Source organism: Rufibacter ruber, from assembly GCF_014138425.1.
GTDB classification, from domain to species: Bacteria; Bacteroidota; Bacteroidia; order Cytophagales; family Hymenobacteraceae; genus Nibribacter; species Nibribacter ruber_C.
The window spans coordinates 205014-225751 of the sequence record NZ_JACJIQ010000002.1; the positions used below are offsets into that span (position 1 = coordinate 205014).

19 protein-coding genes are annotated in these 20738 nt (G+C 52.8%); 9 read left to right on the forward strand and 10 right to left on the reverse strand.

Features of this window, described 5'->3' with window-relative positions; all coding sequences use genetic code 11:
- The first annotated feature begins 202 nt into the window (after window positions 1-202).
- Window positions 203-1183 (forward strand): YihY/virulence factor BrkB family protein, encoded by a 981-nt coding sequence (locus tag FHS90_RS03400; RefSeq protein ID WP_182511760.1) that lies wholly within the window; start codon window positions 203-205, stop codon window positions 1181-1183.
- 195 nt (window positions 1184-1378) lie between these two features.
- Here the strand turns inward: FHS90_RS03400 and FHS90_RS03405 are convergent, their stop codons facing one another.
- Window positions 1379-1762: a RidA family protein gene (locus tag FHS90_RS03405; RefSeq protein ID WP_066837301.1), complete on the reverse strand. Its 384-nt coding sequence runs from the start codon at window positions 1760-1762 to the stop codon at window positions 1379-1381.
- A gap of 49 nt (window positions 1763-1811) precedes the next feature.
- On the opposite strand from FHS90_RS03405, the gene FHS90_RS03410 reads away from it, so the two are divergent.
- Window positions 1812-2489 carry a 3-hydroxyacyl-CoA dehydrogenase family protein gene (locus FHS90_RS03410; RefSeq protein ID WP_182511762.1) on the forward strand — a complete coding sequence of 226 codons (678 nt, stop codon included), beginning with the start codon at window positions 1812-1814 and terminating at the stop codon, window positions 2487-2489.
- Window positions 2490-3376: 887 nt separating this feature from the next.
- Here the strand turns inward: FHS90_RS03410 and FHS90_RS03415 are convergent.
- The 5 genes from FHS90_RS03415 to FHS90_RS03435 form a co-directional block, all read right to left on the reverse strand.
- The gene (locus tag FHS90_RS03415; RefSeq protein ID WP_182511764.1) at window positions 3377-4645 is read right to left on the reverse strand and encodes a DUF1501 domain-containing protein; all 1269 of its coding nucleotides are present in this window, start codon (window positions 4643-4645) and stop codon (window positions 3377-3379) included.
- Between the two features lie 31 nt (window positions 4646-4676).
- Entirely contained in the window at window positions 4677-6701 is a 2025-nt protein-coding gene (locus tag FHS90_RS03420) for a DUF1800 domain-containing protein (RefSeq protein ID WP_182511766.1), read from the reverse strand.
- Window positions 6702-7127: 426 nt separating this feature from the next.
- Window positions 7128-8966 (reverse strand): glutamine--fructose-6-phosphate transaminase (isomerizing), encoded by a 1839-nt coding sequence (glmS, locus tag FHS90_RS03425; protein WP_182511768.1) that lies wholly within the window; start codon window positions 8964-8966, stop codon window positions 7128-7130.
- 39 nt (window positions 8967-9005) lie between these two features.
- The gene (locus FHS90_RS03430) at window positions 9006-10430 is read right to left on the reverse strand and encodes a DUF4270 family protein (protein WP_082893712.1); all 1425 of its coding nucleotides are present in this window, start codon (window positions 10428-10430) and stop codon (window positions 9006-9008) included.
- Window positions 10414-11226, reverse strand: coding sequence for a glycogen/starch synthase (locus FHS90_RS03435; protein ID WP_066837282.1), 813 nt, complete (start codon window positions 11224-11226; stop codon window positions 10414-10416). The genes FHS90_RS03430 and FHS90_RS03435 overlap by 17 nt, the downstream gene beginning before the upstream one ends.
- A gap of 143 nt (window positions 11227-11369) precedes the next feature.
- Here FHS90_RS03435 and panC point away from each other — a divergent pair, with 143 nt between their 5' ends.
- The 7 genes from panC to FHS90_RS03470 all read left to right on the forward strand — a co-directional run bounded on the left by panC (window position 11370) and on the right by FHS90_RS03470 (window position 17712).
- Window positions 11370-12215 carry a pantoate--beta-alanine ligase gene (panC, locus tag FHS90_RS03440; protein ID WP_066837279.1) on the forward strand — a complete coding sequence of 282 codons (846 nt, stop codon included), beginning with the start codon at window positions 11370-11372 and terminating at the stop codon, window positions 12213-12215.
- A gap of 170 nt (window positions 12216-12385) precedes the next feature.
- Window positions 12386-12733 carry an aspartate 1-decarboxylase gene (gene panD / locus FHS90_RS03445; RefSeq protein WP_066837277.1) on the forward strand — a complete coding sequence of 116 codons (348 nt, stop codon included), beginning with the start codon at window positions 12386-12388 and terminating at the stop codon, window positions 12731-12733.
- Between the two features lie 16 nt (window positions 12734-12749).
- Window positions 12750-13769 carry a lysylphosphatidylglycerol synthase transmembrane domain-containing protein gene (locus FHS90_RS03450; RefSeq protein ID WP_182511770.1) on the forward strand — a complete coding sequence of 340 codons (1020 nt, stop codon included), beginning with the start codon at window positions 12750-12752 and terminating at the stop codon, window positions 13767-13769.
- Window positions 13770-13854: 85 nt separating this feature from the next.
- A complete protein-coding gene (gene rfaE2, locus FHS90_RS03455; protein WP_066837270.1) occupies window positions 13855-14352 on the forward strand; it encodes a D-glycero-beta-D-manno-heptose 1-phosphate adenylyltransferase in 498 nt (165 codons plus the stop codon).
- A gap of 19 nt (window positions 14353-14371) precedes the next feature.
- Window positions 14372-15052, forward strand: coding sequence for a zinc metallopeptidase (locus FHS90_RS03460; RefSeq protein WP_241499068.1), 681 nt, complete (start codon window positions 14372-14374; stop codon window positions 15050-15052).
- A gap of 431 nt (window positions 15053-15483) precedes the next feature.
- Complete coding sequence (locus tag FHS90_RS03465; RefSeq protein ID WP_182511773.1) at window positions 15484-16623, forward strand: acyl-CoA dehydrogenase; 1140 nt, start codon at window positions 15484-15486, stop codon at window positions 16621-16623.
- A gap of 168 nt (window positions 16624-16791) precedes the next feature.
- On the forward strand, window positions 16792-17712 hold the full coding sequence (locus FHS90_RS03470; RefSeq protein WP_066837261.1) for a helix-turn-helix domain-containing protein: 921 nt from the start codon (window positions 16792-16794) through the stop codon (window positions 17710-17712).
- Window positions 17713-18010: 298 nt separating this feature from the next.
- On the opposite strand, the gene rnk is transcribed toward FHS90_RS03470, so the two are convergent.
- From rnk to FHS90_RS03490, 4 genes are all read right to left on the reverse strand, one after another.
- On the reverse strand, window positions 18011-18415 hold the full coding sequence (rnk, locus tag FHS90_RS03475; protein WP_066837259.1) for a nucleoside diphosphate kinase regulator: 405 nt from the start codon (window positions 18413-18415) through the stop codon (window positions 18011-18013).
- A gap of 442 nt (window positions 18416-18857) precedes the next feature.
- Entirely contained in the window at window positions 18858-19637 is a 780-nt protein-coding gene (locus FHS90_RS03480; protein WP_082893711.1) for a geranylgeranylglyceryl/heptaprenylglyceryl phosphate synthase, read from the reverse strand.
- Complete coding sequence (locus tag FHS90_RS03485; RefSeq protein ID WP_066837252.1) at window positions 19615-20223, reverse strand: hypothetical protein; 609 nt, start codon at window positions 20221-20223, stop codon at window positions 19615-19617. Before FHS90_RS03485 ends, FHS90_RS03480 begins: the two co-directional genes overlap by 23 nt.
- 14 nt (window positions 20224-20237) lie before the next feature.
- Window positions 20238-20609: a phage holin family protein gene (locus FHS90_RS03490; protein ID WP_066837248.1), complete on the reverse strand. Its 372-nt coding sequence runs from the start codon at window positions 20607-20609 to the stop codon at window positions 20238-20240.
- Window positions 20610-20738: the final 129 nt, after the last annotated feature.

Genomic DNA, 20738 nt, shown 5'->3' on the forward strand with positions numbered 1-20738 from the left:
ATTTGAATGGAGGTGCAAAAGTACGGTATTTACCGGCTACGGTAAAGCTTTTGCCGCTAAAACCTTACAAACGTGCGCTCTACCGCCGCGGCCATACCGTTTCAGTTCCTTTTCTTATGATTTTAAGGCTAAACCGGCTGCTTTTCAGCGGGTTCAGACAACCTCTGGGGCGGCATACGTATGAAGGGGAAAACCTGACCCAATGCTGAAAAAGAGACTGTGTGAAGCCTGGAGTTTAACCAAAGAGACCGCGCTGGACTTCTTAGACAACAACTCTTTTCAGAAGGGGGCGGCCCTGGCCTATTATACCGTCTTTGCGCTGCCGCCTATCCTGATCATCATGATCAACATTGCCGGGGCGTTCTTTGGCCGCGATCAGGTGCGGGGGCAGGTGTACCGGCAACTGCGGGAACTGCTGGGCAGCAGAGGCGCCACTGATATTCAGCAGATGGTGGAAAGCATTAACCGCTCCTCAGACTTCAACTGGGCAACCATTATTGGGGTGATCACGCTGCTGATTGGGGCCACCGGGGTGTTTGTCTCCCTGCAGGAAAGCCTGAACCAGATCTGGGGCGTGAAGCCGAAGCCAAGGAACGAGTACCTGAAGCTCCTGCGGGACAGGGTGCTGTCTTTTGCCATGATTCTGGCCATTGTCTTTCTGCTGCTGGTCAGTCTGATCATTCACACGGCGCTGGTGGCCATCACTAACTTTCTGACCAACCGCGTAGACGATTCTTTTCTGCAGATGATGAGCCTGGTGAACCTGGTGGTGTCTACCGGCGTGATTACCTTTCTCTTCGCGCTGATCTACAAGTTTCTGCCAGACGCCATGGTGCGCTGGACAGACGTCTGGATAGGGTCACTGGTGACGGCAGTGCTCTTCACCCTTGGGAAAAGCCTTTTGGGCTTCTACCTGGGCAACAGCGATTTTGCCAGCCTGTACGGTGCCGCCGGGTCTATCATCATTGTGCTCACCTGGGTCTTCTACACCTCGCAGGTGGTGTTCTTTGGCGCGCAGTTCACATTGGTCTACGCGCGCCGCTACGGCACCAGCATCTACCCCTCAGATTACGCGGTGCGGGTGATTAACAAAGAAGTGGAGGTGGGGCATGCGCCCGTCAATAACGAACCCGGCCCCAATGAGGCGAAGGCCAATGAGGGAATCAATGATGGAAGGAGTTAAGGAATGAACGAATGCGTGAGGGAGTGATAGCCTGAATGCGTGAGTTTGAAGGGATAACTAAAAGGAAAGAAGAAGTGCATTTCCCGTTTTTGGGCTATTTTTCTGAAAACAGGCCGAAAACAGAAACTCATTTCCCTCAATCGTACTTCCACCCATTGCTTCATTCACGCATTCACTCCCTCACGCATTCACTCATTAAAACTTCACCGCAATGCAGGAAATCTCCACGTTCACGTCTTTGGGCAGGCGGCTAACTTCCACAGTCTCGCGGGCGGGCGGGTTGCTGGTGAAATAGCTGCCGTAGGTTTCATTGATGGCGGCGAAGTTGCCCAGGTCTTTCACAAAGATGCTGCATTTCACCACGTTGGTAAAATCCATGCCTGCGGCTTGCAGAATGTACTGGAGGTTCTTCATGACCTGGTGGGTTTCGGTCTGGATATCCTCTTGCACCAGCTGCCCGGTTTCCTGGTTCAGCGCAATTTGTCCGGAGATATACAACGTGTTGCCCGCCTGCACGGCCTGGCTGTACGGCCCAATGGGGGCGGGGGCTTGTTTGCTTTCTATGATGGTAGTTGCCATAAACGGAGAGGTTTAATCTGTATCTTTATGCCGTTAAAGGTACAGAATTATGAATACATTGGTGTTGGCTACCGCCGAGCAGGAGGCAGAGTTCAGCTTGAAATTCCCCAACCGGGCTTACATTCACACCACCACCCCTGAGGAACTGGCCGTTTGGTTGCCGCAGGCGCACCTGGTGTTTGACTTTTTACTGCACGAGCAGCCCGAGCGGCTGGCCCAATACAATGAACTGGGAAGAGGCGAAAAACTCATTGTCTTCTGCAACGCCGCCACCGTGCAACTGGCCGCCCTGGCCGCTGCCCACGGATCAGTCAACTTCCACCTCTGCGGCGTGAACGCCCTGCCCACCTTCTTCAACCGTGAAATCTTAGAAGTAAGTGTGCTGCGCGAGGAATCTAAACGCGAAGTTGACAAAGCCTGCGTGTTCCTGGCCACGCTCTATGAGCTGGTGGAAGACCGCGTTGGCATGGTCACCCCCCGCGTCATCTGCATGATTATCAACGAAGCCTGCTATACCCTGCAGGAAGGCACTGCTACCAAAGAAGACATTGACTTGGGTATGAAACTGGGCACCAACTACCCCTTCGGGCCGTTTGAGTGGGCCAACCGCATTGGCGTGAAGCATGTCTATGAACTGCTGGCCGCCGTCTATGAAGATACCAAAGATGAACGCTATAAAATCTGCCCGCTGCTCAAGACCAAGTATCTGAAAGGCGAAGAGTTTTAGAAATTATGTTTTGCGTTTTCGGCCTGTTTTGGCGAAAAAGGTCACAAACGGCAATTGGCGCAGACGCTCGCAGGTCCTCCGGACGCTACGAGGTCTTTTGCGCAGGCGGCAATGCGGTGGCGCTGTCTTGAATTCAACTCTCTGAGGAGGGGAACCACCGGGAACCCCAAGGGGAATGTCACAACCAGTCCGTATATCTGGAAAGCGTGGACCGGCAGGTGTAAACATCCCCCTCCGCCCCCTTCAAAGGGGGAGTACCAGATATAGTAGTTTAAGGCTACGCCTCAGGGAAGTTGAACACTTCCCGCATTCTAGGTCCAAGTTTCAAACTTGAACTAGAGAATGTAGCGTCGTTACGCGTAACGACGTGGTCCAGGCACGGACATCTCTGCCAACAGCAACACGCCAGCAGAGAGTAATACAGTCACATGAGAAAGGGATATTCCCCTTGACTGATGTGCGCAGCACGGGCCCGCCATAGGCTAGCGGAACGACAGCAGTTACCCGCAAACAAATTGTAATTAGAAAAGCATTAGCAGGAAAGGAACAGAAACCAGTCTTGGCGGTGAGCGCCTCTGTTAATACGCTGCCGAAGGCAAAACCGAAGGTTTAGTTTTAACAGCAGTGCTCACCGCCAGGACGGGGCCCCGCGGCCGTGAGCGCTTAGCGGAAACAATGGAAATAGAAGCAATAAAGCACTGAAGTAAACGGCACTTCTAGGGGAACAGCGAACTATGCATTGCCCAAAGGAATCTTCGTTAGATTCTTCGACTACTCTCAGAATGACTTGAAAAGGAAAACCTGTTTTCGGCCTATTTTCGCCAAAACAGGCCGAAAACAGAAAAGGCAGCCTTCAGCCACCTTTCCCATTTAAATCAAAACAACTCTTATCCCTGCCGCATCACCCCAATCTTAGTGCCCTCCCAGTCTGGGAACAGCACGCGGTCATCTTTAATTTGCAAATGCTTTCCGGCTACTTCACTAAAAATGCTCCTGAAGTCAGTGGTGACGGGCAAATCACGGCCGTCTTCCAGGTTTTCTTTGGCTAAGACAGGAACATTGCCATGCACCAGGCCGCCGTTTACGTCATTGCCCAGGATAAACATACAGGAGCCGCGGCCGTGGTCGGTGCCGTTGCTGCCGTTTTGGTGCACGGTGCGGCCAAATTCGGTCATGGTCATCACGTCCACCTCGTCTTGATAAGCGCTTAGGTCGGTCCAGAAAGCGGTGATGCTCTGGCTCAGGTCGTTTACATTCCGGGCGAAGGTGCCTTGGGCGGTGCCTTGGTTGTAGTGGGTATCCCAGCCTCCAGATTCGGCGAACGCGATTTCCAGGCCCACGTCCATCTTAATGAGCTGCGCAATCTGCTTCAAAGAATTCCCCAGCGGACTGTTGGGGTAATCAGCGTTGTTGGCGGGCGTGTATTTCTTGGTGTCTACCTGTTTCAGCATTTTCACGGCCTCAAAACTTTCTTTGCCGGTCCGGTTCAGGAGCGAGGACGAGGTCTGGTCATACAAATCTTCAAAGCTGCGGGAGGCCAGGTTGGTGCCTTTCAGGTTGCCGCGCATTTGTATCCCGAAGTCTTGCAGGTTGCTGATGGCCACGGCGGCGTGGTCACCGTAGAACGAACGGGGCAGGCTGGACGTCAAACTCACAGCCTGGAACGGCGTAGCGGCCTCATGGCCCATCAACCCCACGGCACGGTTAAGCCAGCCGCTGGCCGTACCTTTGTCAAAGGGCGTACCGGCTTCCATGTAGTCCTGAGCGTCAAAATGCGAGCGGGTGGGGTTGGGTGAGCCCATGCCGTGGACAATGGCCAGCCGCTTCTCCCGGAACAAAGGCTCAAAGGCGCGCATGGCCGGGTGCAAACCAAACCTTCCATCTAAGTCAAACAGCGGGTTGGCAGAGGACTTGGCCGCGGTCATGAACAAACCGGGACGGGCTTTCTGCAGATACGGGTCGGTGAACGGCGTCACGGCCATGAGACCGTCCATGGCGCCGCGCTGGAAGATGCAGACCAGAATTTTATTGCGCTTGTACGGCCGTGACAGTTTGTAGCTGCTGGCGGCCTGCGCCAGAAAGTTGGGCACGCCGCCCAGCCCGGCGGCAAACAAGGCCAGCGCCCCAGATTTCAAAAAACCTCTTCTGGTGGTCATATCAGTGTCATTTAAAGTCAGGTGAAATAAATTACCGGCGCTGGAATTCGGGGGACCCGATGATGATGCCTACCACTTGCGCCAACATGGTGTTGTTGCCGTTGTTCGCCTGCAGGGCTTTGGGAGAGAGCGCCTTGCCTGCCCCCAGGTTTTTACCGCTGCTTTTCACCTTTCCGCGGCGCGGCGTACTCATCATGGCCTCATTTTCTTCTTCCTCTTCCTGGCCTCCGGCCGATGCCATAGAGGTGTGCTGGTTAGCGGCGGCGTCTACTTTACGGCTGAAGTTGGGGTCGTTGAGCGAGGGGGTGAGGCGTTTAATGGTTTCCTGCAAATCCCGCTCTGGCATTAAATAGCTGCTGTAGGTGGCCAGGGCGGCTTCGGCACTCTCGGGCTCGCGGTGCTGGTTCAGGGCCATGAGGTCTATGCTCACGCCGGGTATTCGCTGGGAGGCCAGCGCCAGCCCGAAGTTCATGCGGTTGAGCAATGAGCCGGTGTTAATCCAGTAGGTGCCTTTGTCTGGGAAGCCGGTGGGGGCCTGGTAGTAGTACATGCGCTCGCCCATCTTAGAAACCCAGTTGTAGAGCTGGTAAGGCGCTTTCACCTCGGCGTTCAGGCTGCGCGCCGAACTGATGGCCAACTCAAACGGCGACTTGGTTTTCTCTCGCAGCGCCTCTTTCCCCCAGAATTCGGGCGATGCCACCATGGTCAGCAACACTTGCTGAATGTCACCTTTTTTCTCGGTGAACGTTTTGGCCATTTTATCTATGAGGCTCTGCGGCGGGTTGTCATTCACAAAGCGTATGGCCAGTTTTCTGGAGATGAACTTGGCTGTAGACGGGTGGTGGGCCAGCATCTTGATAAGCTCCAGCCCTTCTTCATATCCGCCGTTGGCGGGGAATACCTTGCCCAGCACTACCTTCTTGCCTTTGTCATGCTTGTTGGCGGCAAAGACAAAGTCGTTTTCAAAGACATAGCCTTGCTTGGTCATGGCCTCCAGGCGCTTGGGAGAATAGGCGTTTTTGCCGCGTACGTTGTAACGGTCAATGGCGGGGTTGATAGTCCAGCCGGTGAGCACGCGGGCGGCCTGGGTCACGTCTTGCTGGGTGTAACCGCCGTCAACGCCCAAGGTGTGCAGTTCCATGATTTCGCGGGCGTAGTTCTCATTGAGGCCCTGCTTTTTCTGGGCTTGTTTCACCATCTCCAGCATCTGCATGTTCTGGGCCGAGGTGTCTTTGGCTTGCCGTTCTTCCAGCGCCCGCAATTTCAGCTGCTCCACTCTTTTCTGGGTGGGGTTTAGGCTTTCTGCCGAGACGGTGCTCTTAAAATTATCAAGGTACGCCAGCATGGCCGGCGATTTGGCCGTGGCCAACAGTAGCTTTTCAAACTGCCCCAGCGCGTTGGGCCGTATCACGTCACGCTCATAAGACAGAATGTAGGGCGAGCAATTCTTGTTGGTAAGCGACACGTTGAAGTGGTTGAACCAGAAGCTGGTCAGGATTTCCTGCAGCTGGTTCTGGGTGTAGGTGGCGCGCAGAATCTTCTGGCTGATGAGCTCTTTGTACAAATCGCCTTCGGGCCGGTAGCCTTTCTGTTTCAGATAGTCGCCCAGCTTTTGGCGGTATTCTTCTTTGGCGTCTTTATCGGCGAAGCCGGCTTTCACTTTATCCTGCTCAATGACCCCGTCTTTCACGGCCATGCGCACCAGTTGCCCGCCCTGCGGAAAGGTTTGCACCATCTGCTGGTTCGTCATCTTGAGCGTAGGGAATTCGGCGAGCCGTTTGCTGAGGTCCTGGTCTGGTAACTCTGCCGTTAGCTGTTGCAGAAACCACTTCTCCAGCCCCAGTTCCACCACTTCGTCTACCTGGCCGGGCTTGGGGCCGTAGGTGAACCGGCTGAGCAAATGGGCCGCCGCCTGCCGCTCAGTGAGGCCCGCTTTTTTGTAAGGGAACTTCGGCGCTTTGGCCGCCAACGTATGTTTCTCCCCGAAGGAGGAGAAGAAAAGCCCCGCTACCAGCAGGAGCGTCACGAGAAACGAAAGCTGGATTGTCTTTTTCATATACCTGTGCATAGGGTGATGGGTTTGTACACTGCTGGTGAGAACGCGCGGTAAGGCCTTGAGCCCCTTGTGTTTTGGGGTGCGGGTTGCTTTGTTCCTTATAGATGTGAAAAGCTTTCCAGAGTTTAATGGCCGGGCTAAATTTTTCAGGATTTTAGCGGCGGGCTAGGGGAGAAGTGCCGGTATGTCTCAGCAGGACTTTCCGTTTCTGGGCTATTTTTCTGAAAACAGCTCTAAAACAAGCGCCTTCTTTCCATCGGCTGGCTTTGTTCCCCATTGCGATACCGTGAACTTTAGGTAGGTGCCAGAAGAATTGATGCTGTTTTCAGCCTGTTTTTCTGAAAACAGGCCGAAAACAGGTATGGCATAAAACAAGAAAGGGAAGCAGCATGCTTCCCTTTCTTGTTTTATGGGTATGGAGAGGAATTACTCTACTGTCACAGACTTAGCCAGGTTACGTGGCTGGTCAACGTTACAGCCGCGCAGTACGGCAATGTGGTAGCTGAGTAACTGCAAAGGAATCACAGAAATCAACGGAACCAGTGCTTCATGGGTGCTAGGCACCTCAATCACGAACTCCGCCATTTGCGGGATTACGGTGTCCCCTTCGGTTACGATGGCAATTACGCGGCCTTTACGGGCTCTTACTTCCTGGATGTTAGACACTACCTTCTCATAAGAGCTGTCTTTGGTGGCAATGACCACTACCGGCATGTTCTCATCAATGAGGGCAATGGGGCCGTGCTTCATTTCAGCGGCAGGATACCCTTCTGCATGTATGTAAGAAATCTCCTTCAGCTTTAAGGCGCCTTCCAGGGCAACCGGGAAGTTGAACCCGCGGCCTAGGTAGATGAAGTTGGTGGCATCTTTGAAGATTTCTGAGATCACCTGTACTTCGGCATCTAGCTCCAGCGCTTTCTCTACTTTAGACGGAATCTGCTCCATCTCCATCATCAGCTGGCGTAACGCAGAGGCCTCAATGGTGCCCCGCATTTCTGCCAACATCATAGAGATGAGCGTAAGAACCGTTACCTGGGCCGTGAAAGCTTTGGTACTGGCTACCCCAATCTCCGGGCCGGCGTGGGTATAGGCACCCGCATCAGTGGCGCGGGCAATAGAAGAGCCTACTACGTTACATACCCCAAAGATCAAAGCACCTTTTGACTTGGCCAACTCTAATGCCGCCAGGGTATCTGCGGTTTCACCAGACTGAGAAATCGCAATGACAATATCACCTTCTCTTATGATGGGGTTCCGGTACCGGAATTCAGAGGCGTACTCCACCTCAACCGGGATACGGGCTAATTCTTCAATCATGTACTCTGCCACCAGGCCAGCATGCCAGGAGGTGCCACAGGCAACAATGATAATACGCTCAGCATTCTTGAAACGGTTGGCGTACTCTCTAATGCTGGACATGGTCAGCTGCGTGTTCTCTGCCACCAAACGACCGCGCATGCTGTCAAGGATAGAACGGGGCTGCTCAAAAATCTCTTTGAGCATGAAGTGCGGGTAGCCTCCTTTTTCAATAGACTCCAGCTCTAGTTCCAACTTCTGGATGTAAGGCGTTTGCGCCACATCTTCTTTGGTCCGGATGTCTAGATGCCCGTCTCTGATCACGGCAATCTCAAAGTCATTCAGGTACACTACCTCATTGGTGTACTCAATGATGGGGGTGGCGTCAGAAGCTAGGAAATACTCTCCCTGGCCAATGCCAATCACCAGCGGGCTTCCTTTACGGGCGGCTACCAGTTGCGAAGGAGAGTCATGGGAAATCACCACAATGGCATAAGCGCCCACTACTTCATGGAGGGCCAGACGCACGGCTTCTGCCAATGATACATTGTTGTTCTCCCTGATGTCCTCAATCAGGTTGACAAACACCTCTGAGTCTGTGTCACTGTGGAACTCGTAGCCCTTGTTGATCAAATGTTGCTTCAGGGCCGCATAGTTTTCAATGATGCCATTATGAATGATGGCTATCTTTTTTGAGCTGGAATAGTGGGGGTGCGCGTTGGCATCATTGGGTTCCCCGTGGGTAGCCCAGCGGGTGTGCCCAATACCAATATGGCTACTGGTATTCTGTTCCCCAATATGTGTCTCCAGGTCAGCAACCTTTCCTTTCTTTTTGAAAACATTCAGATTGCCGTCACTTAACAGGGCTACACCGGCGCTGTCATAACCGCGGTACTCTAAGCGTTTCAATCCCTTTAAAATGATAGGGCAAGCTTCACGCTGCCCCACATAGGCTACAATTCCACACATGTAAGTAGTTCTTTTGTTTAGCTGTTGTAATAAAATCCTTTATTGAGGAGTTGAGTAGTAAACCTTTAGTCTGATCTTATTAGTTCCCGTATTATCAGAGCGTTGGTTGGCTTCTATGATAGCACGGTTAATGGTTTGCGCATTGGCGGTGGGGGCTGACAAATTAGAGCTAAGGCTAGACGGGAACAAAATGAGGCCGTTGCTCACCCGTCTTTCATACAGCAGGTTTTGCAGGTAGGTGGTGATGTTGACCACGTACGCTTTCTCTTTCTCCCTATACACAAGCACCGCGCCCTGGCCGGTACCTTCGCCTTGTACTGGAACCGGGTAAGAGTTGGAAAGGGAAATACGGTTGTTGGTGGTGGCTTCCAGCAGCGTCACCATGCTAGGCAACGGGTATTGTGACGTCACGGTAGAAGCCTTCACCGGAATAATCAGCTCTGCCTTGTTAATCAGGAGGTCTCTCTTCTCTCCGGCCTGGTTCTTTCTGAAGTTTGCCAGATACGGGAACGTTAATTTAGTGACCAGCCCTGTGCCAGCCTGCAAATACGTCTGGAAGCCGGCGGCCTCAGAAGAGATAGAACTGGCATTGTTGACCAAACTGGCTAAGGCTGTTCCTGCCCTGTCCCCCTGTATCTGGTTGAAGAACCGGTCGCTGGGCACAAAGGTATAAGACTTCCCTTTACTATCTGTTTTAGAGGTATAGTAGAGGGTGAGGGACGTGTTAATAGAGGTAAGGTTTACCCCAAGCACATTCTTAGTAGAGCCGGCAGCCGGAACAATAGCTAACCCTTTCAACAAACTGTTGATAAAGTTCTGCTGCGTTTTCAAAGGGGCTTTGTCTGACTGGGCCAGGATCTCATTGGCCAAAGCCTTGCCGGCCTCAGTGTTCAGCTTGATGTTCACCAGCACGGGGTTGCCTTTGGTTAACGTATCTGTGCCGCTGGTGCCGCCTAAGGTGACATAGGTAGAACGGGGGCGGGGCGTAAAGGTGACAGAACCTAACACCTCTGGGGCATAAGGCATGCGGCCAGAGGTGAAGTAGGTAGTGTCATCTTTAAAGCCATTGGTGAGCTTGTGTACATTCCAGGTAGTGGCTTGCAGCGTATCACCATAGTAATAGTCATAGTCTAACCGTAACACCAGCGAGTCTGCCCCGTTATTTGGGTCAAAGGCCACATTGCTGGAGGTAAGCGAAATCTCTGTGAAGGTTCTGGCGGTAACGGTGCCCGTCTCCGGGTCTTCCAGCCGGCCCACCAGGGTACGGGCGGCGGTTAACGCAACAATAGAGTCTTTCAGCAGAACGGTAGAGGCATTGATAGTGGCTGTGTCTGTGTACGTCACGCCTATCAATGACCCGGGTTCCTGAAGCTCCAGGCCAATGGCCGTAGGGTCTTCACAGGAAGAAAACAGGAAGGAAGAAAGAAAAAGGACGGCTGCTGCTTTACTAATTCGCCAGTTCATTATACAGGTCAAAGTAAGAGTCTAAGGTATTTTCGTCTGAGTTGAGGGTGTTGATCTGGTTGGTGTTGTTGTATTCCTGGAACAGCGCGTTCAGATTGTCGCTGAAGTCCTCATTTGATTTGATCACCTTGTCAGCGTACTGCATGCCCATTTTAATGAAGGCGCCAAAGTCACCGGCCCGTAGGTTGGCGAGCATTTCGTCTTCAATGTCCAGCATTCTGGCTTTCTCCAGCAGGTCACCCTCAAACTTGTGGGCAAACTCATTGTTGTAAACAGAGAAAATAGACTTGGCTGTCTTGAAAATAGGGTCATTCTTGTAAGTGCTCTTCAAATACAGCGGAATCAGGCTGGTCATCCAGTCATTGCAGTGTACAATGTCTGGGGCCCACCCTAGTTTCTTCACCGTTTCTAACACGCCTTTGCAGAAAAAGATGGCACGCTCATCATTGTCTGCATGAAATTTATTGTCTTTGTCCACCAGAACGGACTTCCGGTGAAAATAGTCTTCGTTGTCAATAAAATAAACCTGCAGCTTGGCGTTGGGGATAGAGGCTACCTTGATAATCAGGGGTTTCTCTTCTTCGCCCACGGCAATATTAATGCCTGAGAGGCGAACCACCTCGTGCAAACGGTTCTTACGCTCATTGATCAGCCCAAATCTTGGAACAAAAATTCGAACCTCCATCCCGCGCTCTTGCATAGCTTGGGGCAACATCCTCAGGAATTCTGCTACTTTTGTTGTCTGCAGAAAGGGATCAATCTCTGTGGCCGCGTATAAGATTCTCAATTTGGACATAGGTTGGAATGTGTTAAATTTGAACAGGCAATAGTCATTGCGAGATGCAAAATTAAGCAATTATTGGCTGATTTTCAATTTATTTGATTTAAATCCTACCTTTGCCCCCTTTTACTCATTCCATTTTAAATCAGCCGCGCCAAATGCTGCAGCTCTCTTCCTTATCTGATATCAGGCAGCACACTGAAAAGCTGCGTAGGGAAAGCCTCAAGATTGGGTTTGTCCCTACCATGGGTGCTTTACACCAGGGGCACCTCTCGCTCATCAAGGCCGCCAAAAGTCAGAATGACATCACCGTCTGCAGTATTTTTGTGAACCCCACGCAGTTCAACAACGCAGAAGACTACCGCCTGTACCCCAGACTTCTAGAAAATGATGCCCTGTTGCTGGCAGAGGCAGGGTGCGATGTGCTTTTTGCGCCTTCGGCGGAAGAAATGTACGCGCAGAAGGCCAAGCTGAGTTTTGACTTTGGAGACCTGGAGCGGGTCATGGAAGGTGCCCACCGGCCGGGGCACTTTAACGGGGTGGCCACCGTGGTGAGCAAGCTGTTCCATTTGGTGAAACCCCACCAGGCGTTCTTTGGGCAGAAAGACCTGCAGCAGTTTGCCATTATACAGCAGATGGTGCAGGATTTAAGCTTTGACCTGGAGCTGGTGTGCTACCCTATCATAAGAGAGGCAGACGGCTTGGCCATGTCTTCCCGCAACCGGCGGCTCACGCCTGAGCAGCGGGCCGTGGCGCCGCGGCTGTATGAGGGGCTGCAGCTGCTGCAGGCCAGGCTGCGGGAGGTGCCGGTGGCGCAGGCGCAGCAGGAGGCCGTGGCCTTTCTGGGCACGTTCCCAGAGGTGAGGCTTGAATACCTGGAGGTGGTAGATGCCCACACATTACAGCCGGTGCAGGAGATTTCCTCAGCGCCCAGGGTGGCGCTGTGCCTGGCTGCTTTCTTAGGCGAGGTGCGGTTAATAGACAACCTTCTGCTGCAGCCGTAAGGGCCAAAGCCACTTCTGTTTTGGGGCTGTTTTTCAGAAAACAGCCCCAAAACAGAAGTGCCGAACTGGGCACAGGCAATGTTTGAGCCCCTGATCCTGATTTCCGCCAGGGGCGGCACCTGTTTGTCTCATAAATAATCTATAACTTTGCATTCTTTTAGATTATTTTGATGCAGATCGAAGTTCTTAAATCCAAAATACACAGAGCCAAGGTAACGCAGGCAGAGTTGCATTACGTGGGGAGCATTACCATTGACGAGGACCTCTTAGACGCCGCCAACATGGTGCCGCATGAGAAGGTGCAGATTGTGAACGTGAACAACGGGGAGCGTTTTGAGACTTATATAATAAAAGGGGAGCGGGGCACCGGCACCATCTGTCTGAACGGGCCGGCGGCGCGCAAGGTGCAGGTGGGAGACGTGATCATCATCATCTCATATGCGCTCATTGATTTCAAAGACGCCCGTAGCCACGAGCCCACCGTTATTTTCCCAGACCAGCACAACCGCTTAGTATAACCCCTGGCGCCAGGTTATGAAGAAAGTCGTAAACGTACTAAAGTATCTTCTGCTCTTAGCGGTTTCGGTTTTCTTGATGGCCTATGCGTTGCGCAGCATTGACTTTGCCGTGGTGAAGGCGCAGCTGGCGCAGGCCAACTACTTCTGGGTGGCCCTCACCCTGGTGGTGTCGCTGCTGGGGTACCTGAGCCGGGCGGTGCGGTGGCAGATGCAGTACGTGCCGCTGGGGTACAAGCCCTCCTTTTGGCAGACGTACCACGCCATGATGGTGGGGTACCTGGCTAATGTGGTGCTGCCGCGGGCCGGCGAAGTAATCAGGTGCACCTTCTTGAAACGCTCCGGGAATGTCCCGGTCAACGTCTCCCTGGGCACGGTCATTACCGAACGGGTCATAGACCTGGTCATGTTGCTGGGGTGCATGGGCGTTACCCTGCTGGTGGAGTCTGACCGGCTGCATGAATTCTTCCTGGGGATCTTCTCAGACAAATACCAGAAACTGGAGCAGAACCTGCAGACGCTGTACCTGCTGCTGGCGGTAGGGGTGCTGGGAGGGGCTCTGGGGGCCTGGGTGGTATACAAAAACATTGAGCGGCTGCAGAGAAACCTCCTCTTCCAGAAGGTGAGCGGCTTTGTGCGCGGCCTGTGGGTGGGTGTTTTCAGCATCAGGAAGATGGAGCGGAAAGGCATGTTTGTCTTTCACACGGTTTTTATCTGGTTTTCCTACTGGCTCACTACGTACCTGGCCTTCTTTGCGCTTCCGGGTACCTCTGGGCTTTCCTGGCAGGCCGGCATGGCCATTCTGGTGGTAGGCGGCCTGGGTATGTCTGCCCCCGTGCAGGGCGGCATAGGTGTGTACCACATTCTGGTGCGTACCGCCCTGCTGTTGTATGCCGTGCCGTTAGAGACAGGCATGGCCTATGCCCTCATTGTGCATACCACCGGCGCCTTGCAGGTGGTGGTGATGGGCGCGGTTAGCTTGATTGCCGGCGTGGTAGGCCAAAAGAAAGAGGCGGCCCTGGTAGAACAGACGGCCTAGCTGTTTTAGGCCTGATTTTTGAAAAATAGCCCTAAAACAGAATACCCGCTTTTGGCGTTCTTCTTCTAGAATCATCACCTTTACTATGCTTCCTTCCCAAGAAAAGATCTTGTCACTCCCGCAGCTGTTGGCCAAAGTGGCCCAATGGCGGCAGCAGGGGCAGAAAGTGGTATTCACCAACGGCTGCTTTGACATTGTGCACATGGGCCACGTTGACTACCTGGAGAAAGCCCGCCTGCTGGGTGACAAACTGGTGCTGGGCCTCAATACTGACCAATCTGTCAGTAGGTTAAAGGGCCCCACCCGCCCGTTACAAGACGAAATGTCACGCTCCAGGGTAATGGCATCCTTTTGGTTTGTAGACGCTATAGTGTTGTTTGATCAGGAAACCCCCTATGAACTCATCAAAGCCGTGCAGCCAGACGTACTGGTGAAAGGCGATGACTACACCGTAGAAACCATTGTTGGCCATGAGGTGGTGCTGGCAAACGGTGGCGAAGTGAAAACTATTCCGCTGGTGCAGGGGTATTCTACTTCACAGGTGGTGGCAAAAGTCCTGGCCGACCAACACCGGTTACACTAAAAACTAAAGAGATACTACTATGGGAGGGATTTGGATAATAATGATTGTCATGATGCTGGCCTCAGCGCTGGTCAGCTGGACATTGAAGAGCAAGTTTGAGAAGTACTCAAAAATGGGCATCAGCTCAGGGCTGAGCGGGCGTGAGATAGCTGAGATGATGCTGGCAGACAACGGCATCACAGATGTGCGGGTGATTTCTACCCCTGGCAAGCTTACAGACCACTACAACCCCGCAGACAAGACGGTAAACCTGAGTGAGTACGTGTATGAGGCGCGGTCAGCGGCCGCCGCCGCCGTAGCCGCCCACGAGTGCGGGCACGCGGTGCAGCACGCCAAAGCCTATACGTTCCTGAAATTCAGGTCGGCCATGGTGCCAGCCTTGAGTGTGGCCAGCCGCTACATGCAATGGATTCTGCTGATCGGGATTCTGCTGATCCAGACCACCATTCTGCCGCTGGCCATTGGGGTGGCGTTGTTTGCCTTAACCACCCTGTTCAGCTTTGTCACGCTGCCGGTAGAGTTTGATGCCAGTAAGCGCGCCCTGGCCTGGATGAGCACCAGAGGGGTGGTTACCACCCAGGAGCACGGTATGGCCAAAGACGCCCTCAAATGGGCGGCCATGACCTATGTGGTGGCTGCGCTTGGTTCATTGGCCACGCTGCTGTACTACGCTTCTTTCCTGTTTGGCCGCAGAGATTAGTAACTTTCTTAGAACATTAATTGTAAAAGAGGGCAGTTTACACTGCCCTCTTTTTTTGTTGGTCATTAGGGTATGGTGGAGTGGTAAGCCCCGTCAGGAGAGCGGCAGGTGCTTGCTGTGATCCTTTGCCGTAGGAATGCTAATCAGAAAAATGGCGTCAGGAAGCCAGGCTGTGCTGCTTAGCGGGCAACACCTGTTTTTGATCTGTTTTGGGAAAAACGGCCTAGAAACAGAAAGGCAGGGGTAAGGGCTGGCGGGTGTCTGGGAGGCAAAAGAAGCGCAGGGCCAGGAGAGGAAGAGGTATTTTATACAAACCAAACAAATGTTAGCTTTGTAAGCGTAAAAGGAAAGAAGGTATGCTGCTTGCATACTAAATTTTCTGTATCTTTAAGCTAAGGAAAGAGTTACAAGAACGTAAGAGCCACAACTATATGGAATTCCAACTAACAGAAGAGCACTTGGCCGTGCAGCAGGCCGCCAGAGATTTCGCCCAGAATGAACTGCTCCCCGGGGTGATTGAGCGGGATGAGCACCAGAAATTCCCCACAGAGCAGATCAAGATGATGGGGGAGCTGGGTTTCCTGGGCATGATGGTAGACCCCAAATACGGCGGCGGCGGCATGGACACCGTTTCGTATGTACTGGCCATGGAAGAAATCTCTAAGGTAGACGCTTCTGCCTCTGTGGTCATGTCTGTGAACAACTCACTGGTGTGCTGGGGGCTGGAGAAGTACGGGTCTGAGGAGCAGAAGATGAAATACCTGCCCCGCCTCACCAGCGATGAGATCATTGGCGCCTTCTGCCTTTCTGAGCCAGAGGCCGGCTCAGACGCCACCATGCAGCGCACCACGGCCGTTGACATGGGCGATCATTATGTGATCAACGGCACCAAGAACTGGATTACCAACGGCAGCACCGCCTCTGTGTACCTGGTGATTGCCCAGACCAACCCTGAGTTGAGGCACAAAGGGATCAACGCCCTGATTGTAGAAAAAGGCACCCCCGGCTTTGAGATAGGGCCGAAGGAGAATAAGCTGGGCATTAGAGGGTCAGACACGCACTCGCTCATGTTCACAGACGTGAAAGTGCCCAAAGAGAACCGCATTGGCGAAGACGGCTTCGGGTTTAAGTTTGCCATGTCTACCTTGAACGGCGGCCGCATTGGCATTGCCTCCCAGGCATTGGGCATCGCCTCTGGCGCGTATGAGCTGGCGCTGAAATACGCTAAGGAGCGCAAGGCGTTTGGCGTGCCTATTTCTCAGCACCAGGCCATTCAGTTCAAATTGGCAGACATGGCCACCAATATTGATGCCGCCCGTCTGTTATGTTTGCAGGCTGCGGCAGACAAAGACGCACATCGGGATTATTCAAAATCTGGGGCTATGGCAAAATTGTTCGCATCTAAGGTGGCCATGGAAACCACGGTAGAGGCGGTGCAAATTCACGGCGGCTACGGCTTTGTGAAAGAATACCATGTGGAGCGCCTGATGCGTGATGCCAAAATCACCCAAATCTACGAGGGTACGTCAGAAATACAGAAAATAGTAATCTCTAGGGAGATATTGAAATAGAAGAGGGTTTTGCAGGGGCTTGGGGTTGATATTTAAGAATATAGAGGAGGTCTGATTATAAATATTTTTTAATACAGTTTGATAAATTAAAAGATAAGTGCTAGTTTTAAGCCGACAGACAACTCAGAATATCAACAAAAACAGCAACCCTTAATCTAGTACCCTTACATGGAAGATTACAATAAAATAATTGAGTCGCTGAAGGTGCGCTATATCAAGGCTAAAAACCTGGTATTGCAGCAGCCACTCACCGTGCGCAACTACTATGATGTAGGAAACAACCTGATGCTGGTGCACAACGGGATTGTGGCCTTTGGTGACGACAAGCAAATTGTAGAAGAAGGACAGCTGCTCTTCATCCCCGGGGGGCGCAGCACCAAGATCTACTATGGTGACACAGAAAGCAGGGTAATATCCAATGATGACTACATCACCACCAAAGACAAGTTCTTTAGAAGCAATAATGACCTTGACCTGATTGGTGACGCTGAAGACAGCCACAGCTTTGTAAGCTTTGAAGCCAAGGTGTTTGACTCTGTGAACTTCTTCACGTCTCTGGAGGTGCCGGCGTTTGTGATCACCAGCAACAAACTGGCCACGCTCATCATCAAGATTGTAGAGGAGAGCATGCAGGACCTGCCGGGCAAGGAGCGCATCATTAGCCTGTACACAGAGCAGATGGTGGTAGAGGTGATTCGCTACATCTTAAAGAACAAGATGTTTGTGGAGCAGCTGGCCACCAACAGCACCTACTTCAAAGACCCGCGGCTCATTGACCTGTTCAACTACATCAAGGAGAACCTGGGCGGTGACCTGTCTAACAAAGTGCTCAGCAACGTGGCCAACGTGTCTGAAGACTATGTAGGGCAGTATTTCAAAATGCTGACCGGTATCAACCCGCAAGACTATATTGAGTACCAGCGCATGGAGCGTGCCGTATTCTTGCTGCGTACCACCAAGAAGAGCATCAGGGAGATTGGCAAAGACGTGGGCTACAAAGACACCGCCTACTTCTGCCGCCGTTTCAAGATGATGTTTGGGATACCGGCCGGTAAAATGCGCCGCCGTGAGTCCTCAATGAACGTGTAACCGCGCAAAACAAATCATTGAAAAGCCCGCTTTTGCGGGCTTTTCTGTTTTCGGCCTGTTTTCTGAAAAACAGGCCGAAAACAGAAACTAAGTGCAGTGGCAAGAACATCTATACATTTTGTCATCCTGAAAGGATCTTGGTAGCCAGCTAGGGCAGCATTTCCTTGACGCTACAACCATTCGTCCTTCGGGTTCTTCCAGAATGGCAAAGCGTTGATACCTGACTATTTCTGTACAGGTGCCTAGCTGTGCGGGAGACAAGCCAGAAAAGATGACTACACTGGGTGTGCACGTTCTGCTACAGGAAAAAGTCACCCGCGGCCTCTGGTTGGTAGATTACTTCTTCTACGCGGTAGGCAAGGGTGCGGGAGGCCACGGCGCATTCTACCTCCTGGTTTACCTTCTTGCCTAAAATAGCCGCCCCTACCGGTGCCAGCACAGAGATCTTGCGGGCATTCATGTCTGCGTCTTTTGGGTACACCAGGGTCAGTTCCATTACGGTGCCGCTTTTCTTCTCTTTGAGGCGTACCAGCGAGTTCATGGTGACTACGTCTTCCGGTACTTCCTCAGACGGAATAAGGTGGGCAAGCCGAAGTGTCTGGCACAGGTTTTCTACCGTTTGCGGCGCGCCAACCGTGCGCTGGTGCTGTACCAGCTGGTGCAGGCGCTCATGGTCTTTCTCAGTTAAATAAATCACGTTCATATAAAAATAGGTTACTGGTGGCTAAGCTGTTCTCCCAGGCAGAGCAAGCCCGGCTGCGGTATAAGGAAATGGTTTTCCGCCGCGGGCGGGAAGTGGTAGAAAAGGCAAAGGGCTTTGGAAGCAGGCTGGGAAAAACACGGTGCCCCCATGTACGGTGAGGGACGGCGCTGCTGCTGCTGCCGTCCCTCACCGTACATGGGGGCACCAAAGGGGAGGCCGGGAATTCCCGGCTTATTTAATGAAGGCCTTGGGCGTAGCGAAAAAATAGAGGCAATAGCCGTTTAGCACATCCCGCAGAGCGGCATGCTGTGATGCGGCTACCAACCCCAGAAAGGGCTGGGCGAGCGCAACGCGTATAGAGTGGCTATAGGGTATCACAGCGGGTGTGGTTCAACAACAAAGGCTAAGATAGGCAATTAAATGAGCCGGCGCAACGCAAGGGTTATGCCTGCGGCAATACAACGTTGAACCGTTCCTTCACCGCGCTCACCTCAGAGATAAACTGTGGCTGCTTTTCAATATGGTTGCCCACCACCAGCACATCGGCGCCGGCTTTCCAGGCGGCTTCTGCTTTCTCTGCCGTGTTCACGCCGCCACCCACTATAAGGGGCACGTCTACCGCCTGCCTAACCGCCTGTATCATGGCGGGGCTCACCGGGTACATGGCACCGCTGCCGCCGTCCAGGTACATGTGCTGGAGGCCCAGCATTTGGCCCGCCAGTGCCGTGCAGGCGGCTATAGAGGGCTTGTCATGCGGAATGGGCGTAGTGCCGCTCATGTAAGACGCGGTAGTCTGCCGGCCAGAGTCAATGAGGAGATACCCGGTTGAATAGAGCGCTAGGCCGCTGCTTTTAAGCAGAGGGGCCGCTGTCACGTGCTGGCCAATTAAGAAGTCTGGGTTGCGGCCCGAGATAAGCGAGAGCAGCAGCAGGCCGTCAGCGGCGGCGTCAATGTAGAGGCCGCTGCTGGGGAACAAAATGACCGGTATGCTGCTGTGCTGTTTGATGTAACTCACAAACGACGTCTGGTCTGGGTTGGAGATCAGGCTGCCGCCCATGAAAAAGAAGTCTACCCCGTGGCGGTGGCTTAAGGCCAGAATTTCCTGGCAGCGGGCCACGGTGAGGTGGTCCGGGTCCAGGAGAACGGCTAAGTGTTTCCGCCGGTAGGCGGTAGCTGGCGCGCCTGCCGCAGAAAACAGGTTAGTATTGCGGGGCTGGGGCATTCAGGTCTGCCTGAGGTTCAACGGGTACCATGCCTTCAATAGCCACCTGCTCTACCAGAACCGGCTGCTCTTCTGGGGCCTTCATTTGCTGTTCTATCATCTTGGTCACGTACACCATGAGCATAGTGGCCAACTGCTGCTCAATCAGCTTGAAGAGGTCAGACTTGAAGAAAGCCATCAACGCAGACGGGGCCTTCTCCCGTTTGGGCGCCGTAGACAGGGTGCCAGCAGAGGGGTGGTACACGGCCGGGTAGGTGCGCTCAATGGCGCTGTAGAGCGGCTCGTCATCTTCCACCTCAGGAATAGAGGAGATCCAGGCCCGGTCTTCAGCACCTTTGAACTTAGCTGCGTTGAGGCGTTTCAGTTTTTTCTTATGCGCCTTCTCCTCTTTGTTCCCGTTCAGGGCACGGCTGAGCAGGTAGATGCCCCCCAGAAGGGCGGCGCCCACGGCAATGCTTTTGCCTATCTGCTGTGACTGGGTTTTGATGTCAGCCACATCACTGAGTAAGGCGTTTTTATATTCTTCTTTTTGACGCTCCAGAAATTCACGCTGGTCCTCAAAAAGCGGGTTGTGTAGTTCGCTCATGGCAACGGTTGAAGTTAAATGGTTTGGTCAGATTCATCGGCTTTGTAAATAGTGTTCCTGAACGCCTTGTCGGCCATGCCCTGGAACACCTTCTTGTCCAGCCCTACCAGTAAAATGACGAGCAAGATAAGATAAAAAAGCGTGACAATCCCGAAGCCCCAGAACTGGCTGTCTAAAACATCATTCAGGAGCAGGGCAATAAACAGGTTCAGGAACAGCAGCACCATGAGCGCCACCAGCCCCAGCAGCACGCCATGTATGGTGCTGACAAAGATGCTCTTCAATTTGGTCTGCAGGTCCAGTTTGATCAGGTCAAGGCGGGTGTCTATGTACCCCACCAGGTTGCCAATGATGCTGTCTGTTCTGCTTTTGTCTTCGTTTGCCATTATTTTTTCATAGTTGATGGTGCGTAGGGCATATACGGGAATAGTGCCGGAAAATATTCTTTAACGGGCATGCCTCCAAATCCCTTACGCAAATATGCACAGACAGGATAACCTGCGCCAGCGCAGACG

What these genes read in the sequence shown, in the direction of transcription:
- rnk (WP_066837259.1), bottom strand. Translation starts at nt 18,415, where the DNA reads ATGAACGTGATTTATTTAACTGAGAAAGACCATGAGCGCCTGCACCAG.
- FHS90_RS03405 (WP_066837301.1), bottom strand. Translation starts at nt 1,762, where the DNA reads ATGGCAACTACCATCATAGAAAGCAAACAAGCCCCCGCCCCCATTGGG.
- panC (WP_066837279.1), top strand. Translation starts at nt 11,370, where the DNA reads ATGCTGCAGCTCTCTTCCTTATCTGATATCAGGCAGCACACTGAAAAG.
- glmS (WP_182511768.1), bottom strand. Translation starts at nt 8,966, where the DNA reads ATGTGTGGAATTGTAGCCTATGTGGGGCAGCGTGAAGCTTGCCCTATC.
- FHS90_RS03435 (WP_066837282.1), bottom strand. Translation starts at nt 11,226, where the DNA reads ATGTCCAAATTGAGAATCTTATACGCGGCCACAGAGATTGATCCCTTT.
- FHS90_RS03460 (WP_241499068.1), top strand. Translation starts at nt 14,372, where the DNA reads ATGGGAGGGATTTGGATAATAATGATTGTCATGATGCTGGCCTCAGCG.
- FHS90_RS03485 (WP_066837252.1), bottom strand. Translation starts at nt 20,223, where the DNA reads ATGAGCGAACTACACAACCCGCTTTTTGAGGACCAGCGTGAATTTCTG.
- FHS90_RS03490 (WP_066837248.1), bottom strand. Translation starts at nt 20,609, where the DNA reads ATGGCAAACGAAGACAAAAGCAGAACAGACAGCATCATTGGCAACCTG.
- panD (WP_066837277.1), top strand. Translation starts at nt 12,386, where the DNA reads ATGCAGATCGAAGTTCTTAAATCCAAAATACACAGAGCCAAGGTAACG.
- FHS90_RS03410 (WP_182511762.1), top strand. Translation starts at nt 1,812, where the DNA reads ATGAATACATTGGTGTTGGCTACCGCCGAGCAGGAGGCAGAGTTCAGC.
- FHS90_RS03420 (WP_182511766.1), bottom strand. Translation starts at nt 6,701, where the DNA reads ATGAAAAAGACAATCCAGCTTTCGTTTCTCGTGACGCTCCTGCTGGTA.
- FHS90_RS03465 (WP_182511773.1), top strand. Translation starts at nt 15,484, where the DNA reads ATGGAATTCCAACTAACAGAAGAGCACTTGGCCGTGCAGCAGGCCGCC.
- FHS90_RS03450 (WP_182511770.1), top strand. Translation starts at nt 12,750, where the DNA reads ATGAAGAAAGTCGTAAACGTACTAAAGTATCTTCTGCTCTTAGCGGTT.
- FHS90_RS03400 (WP_182511760.1), top strand. Translation starts at nt 203, where the DNA reads ATGCTGAAAAAGAGACTGTGTGAAGCCTGGAGTTTAACCAAAGAGACC.
- FHS90_RS03480 (WP_082893711.1), bottom strand. Translation starts at nt 19,637, where the DNA reads ATGCCCCAGCCCCGCAATACTAACCTGTTTTCTGCGGCAGGCGCGCCA.
- FHS90_RS03470 (WP_066837261.1), top strand. Translation starts at nt 16,792, where the DNA reads ATGGAAGATTACAATAAAATAATTGAGTCGCTGAAGGTGCGCTATATC.
- FHS90_RS03430 (WP_082893712.1), bottom strand. Translation starts at nt 10,430, where the DNA reads ATGAACTGGCGAATTAGTAAAGCAGCAGCCGTCCTTTTTCTTTCTTCC.
- FHS90_RS03415 (WP_182511764.1), bottom strand. Translation starts at nt 4,645, where the DNA reads ATGACCACCAGAAGAGGTTTTTTGAAATCTGGGGCGCTGGCCTTGTTT.
- rfaE2 (WP_066837270.1), top strand. Translation starts at nt 13,855, where the DNA reads ATGCTTCCTTCCCAAGAAAAGATCTTGTCACTCCCGCAGCTGTTGGCC.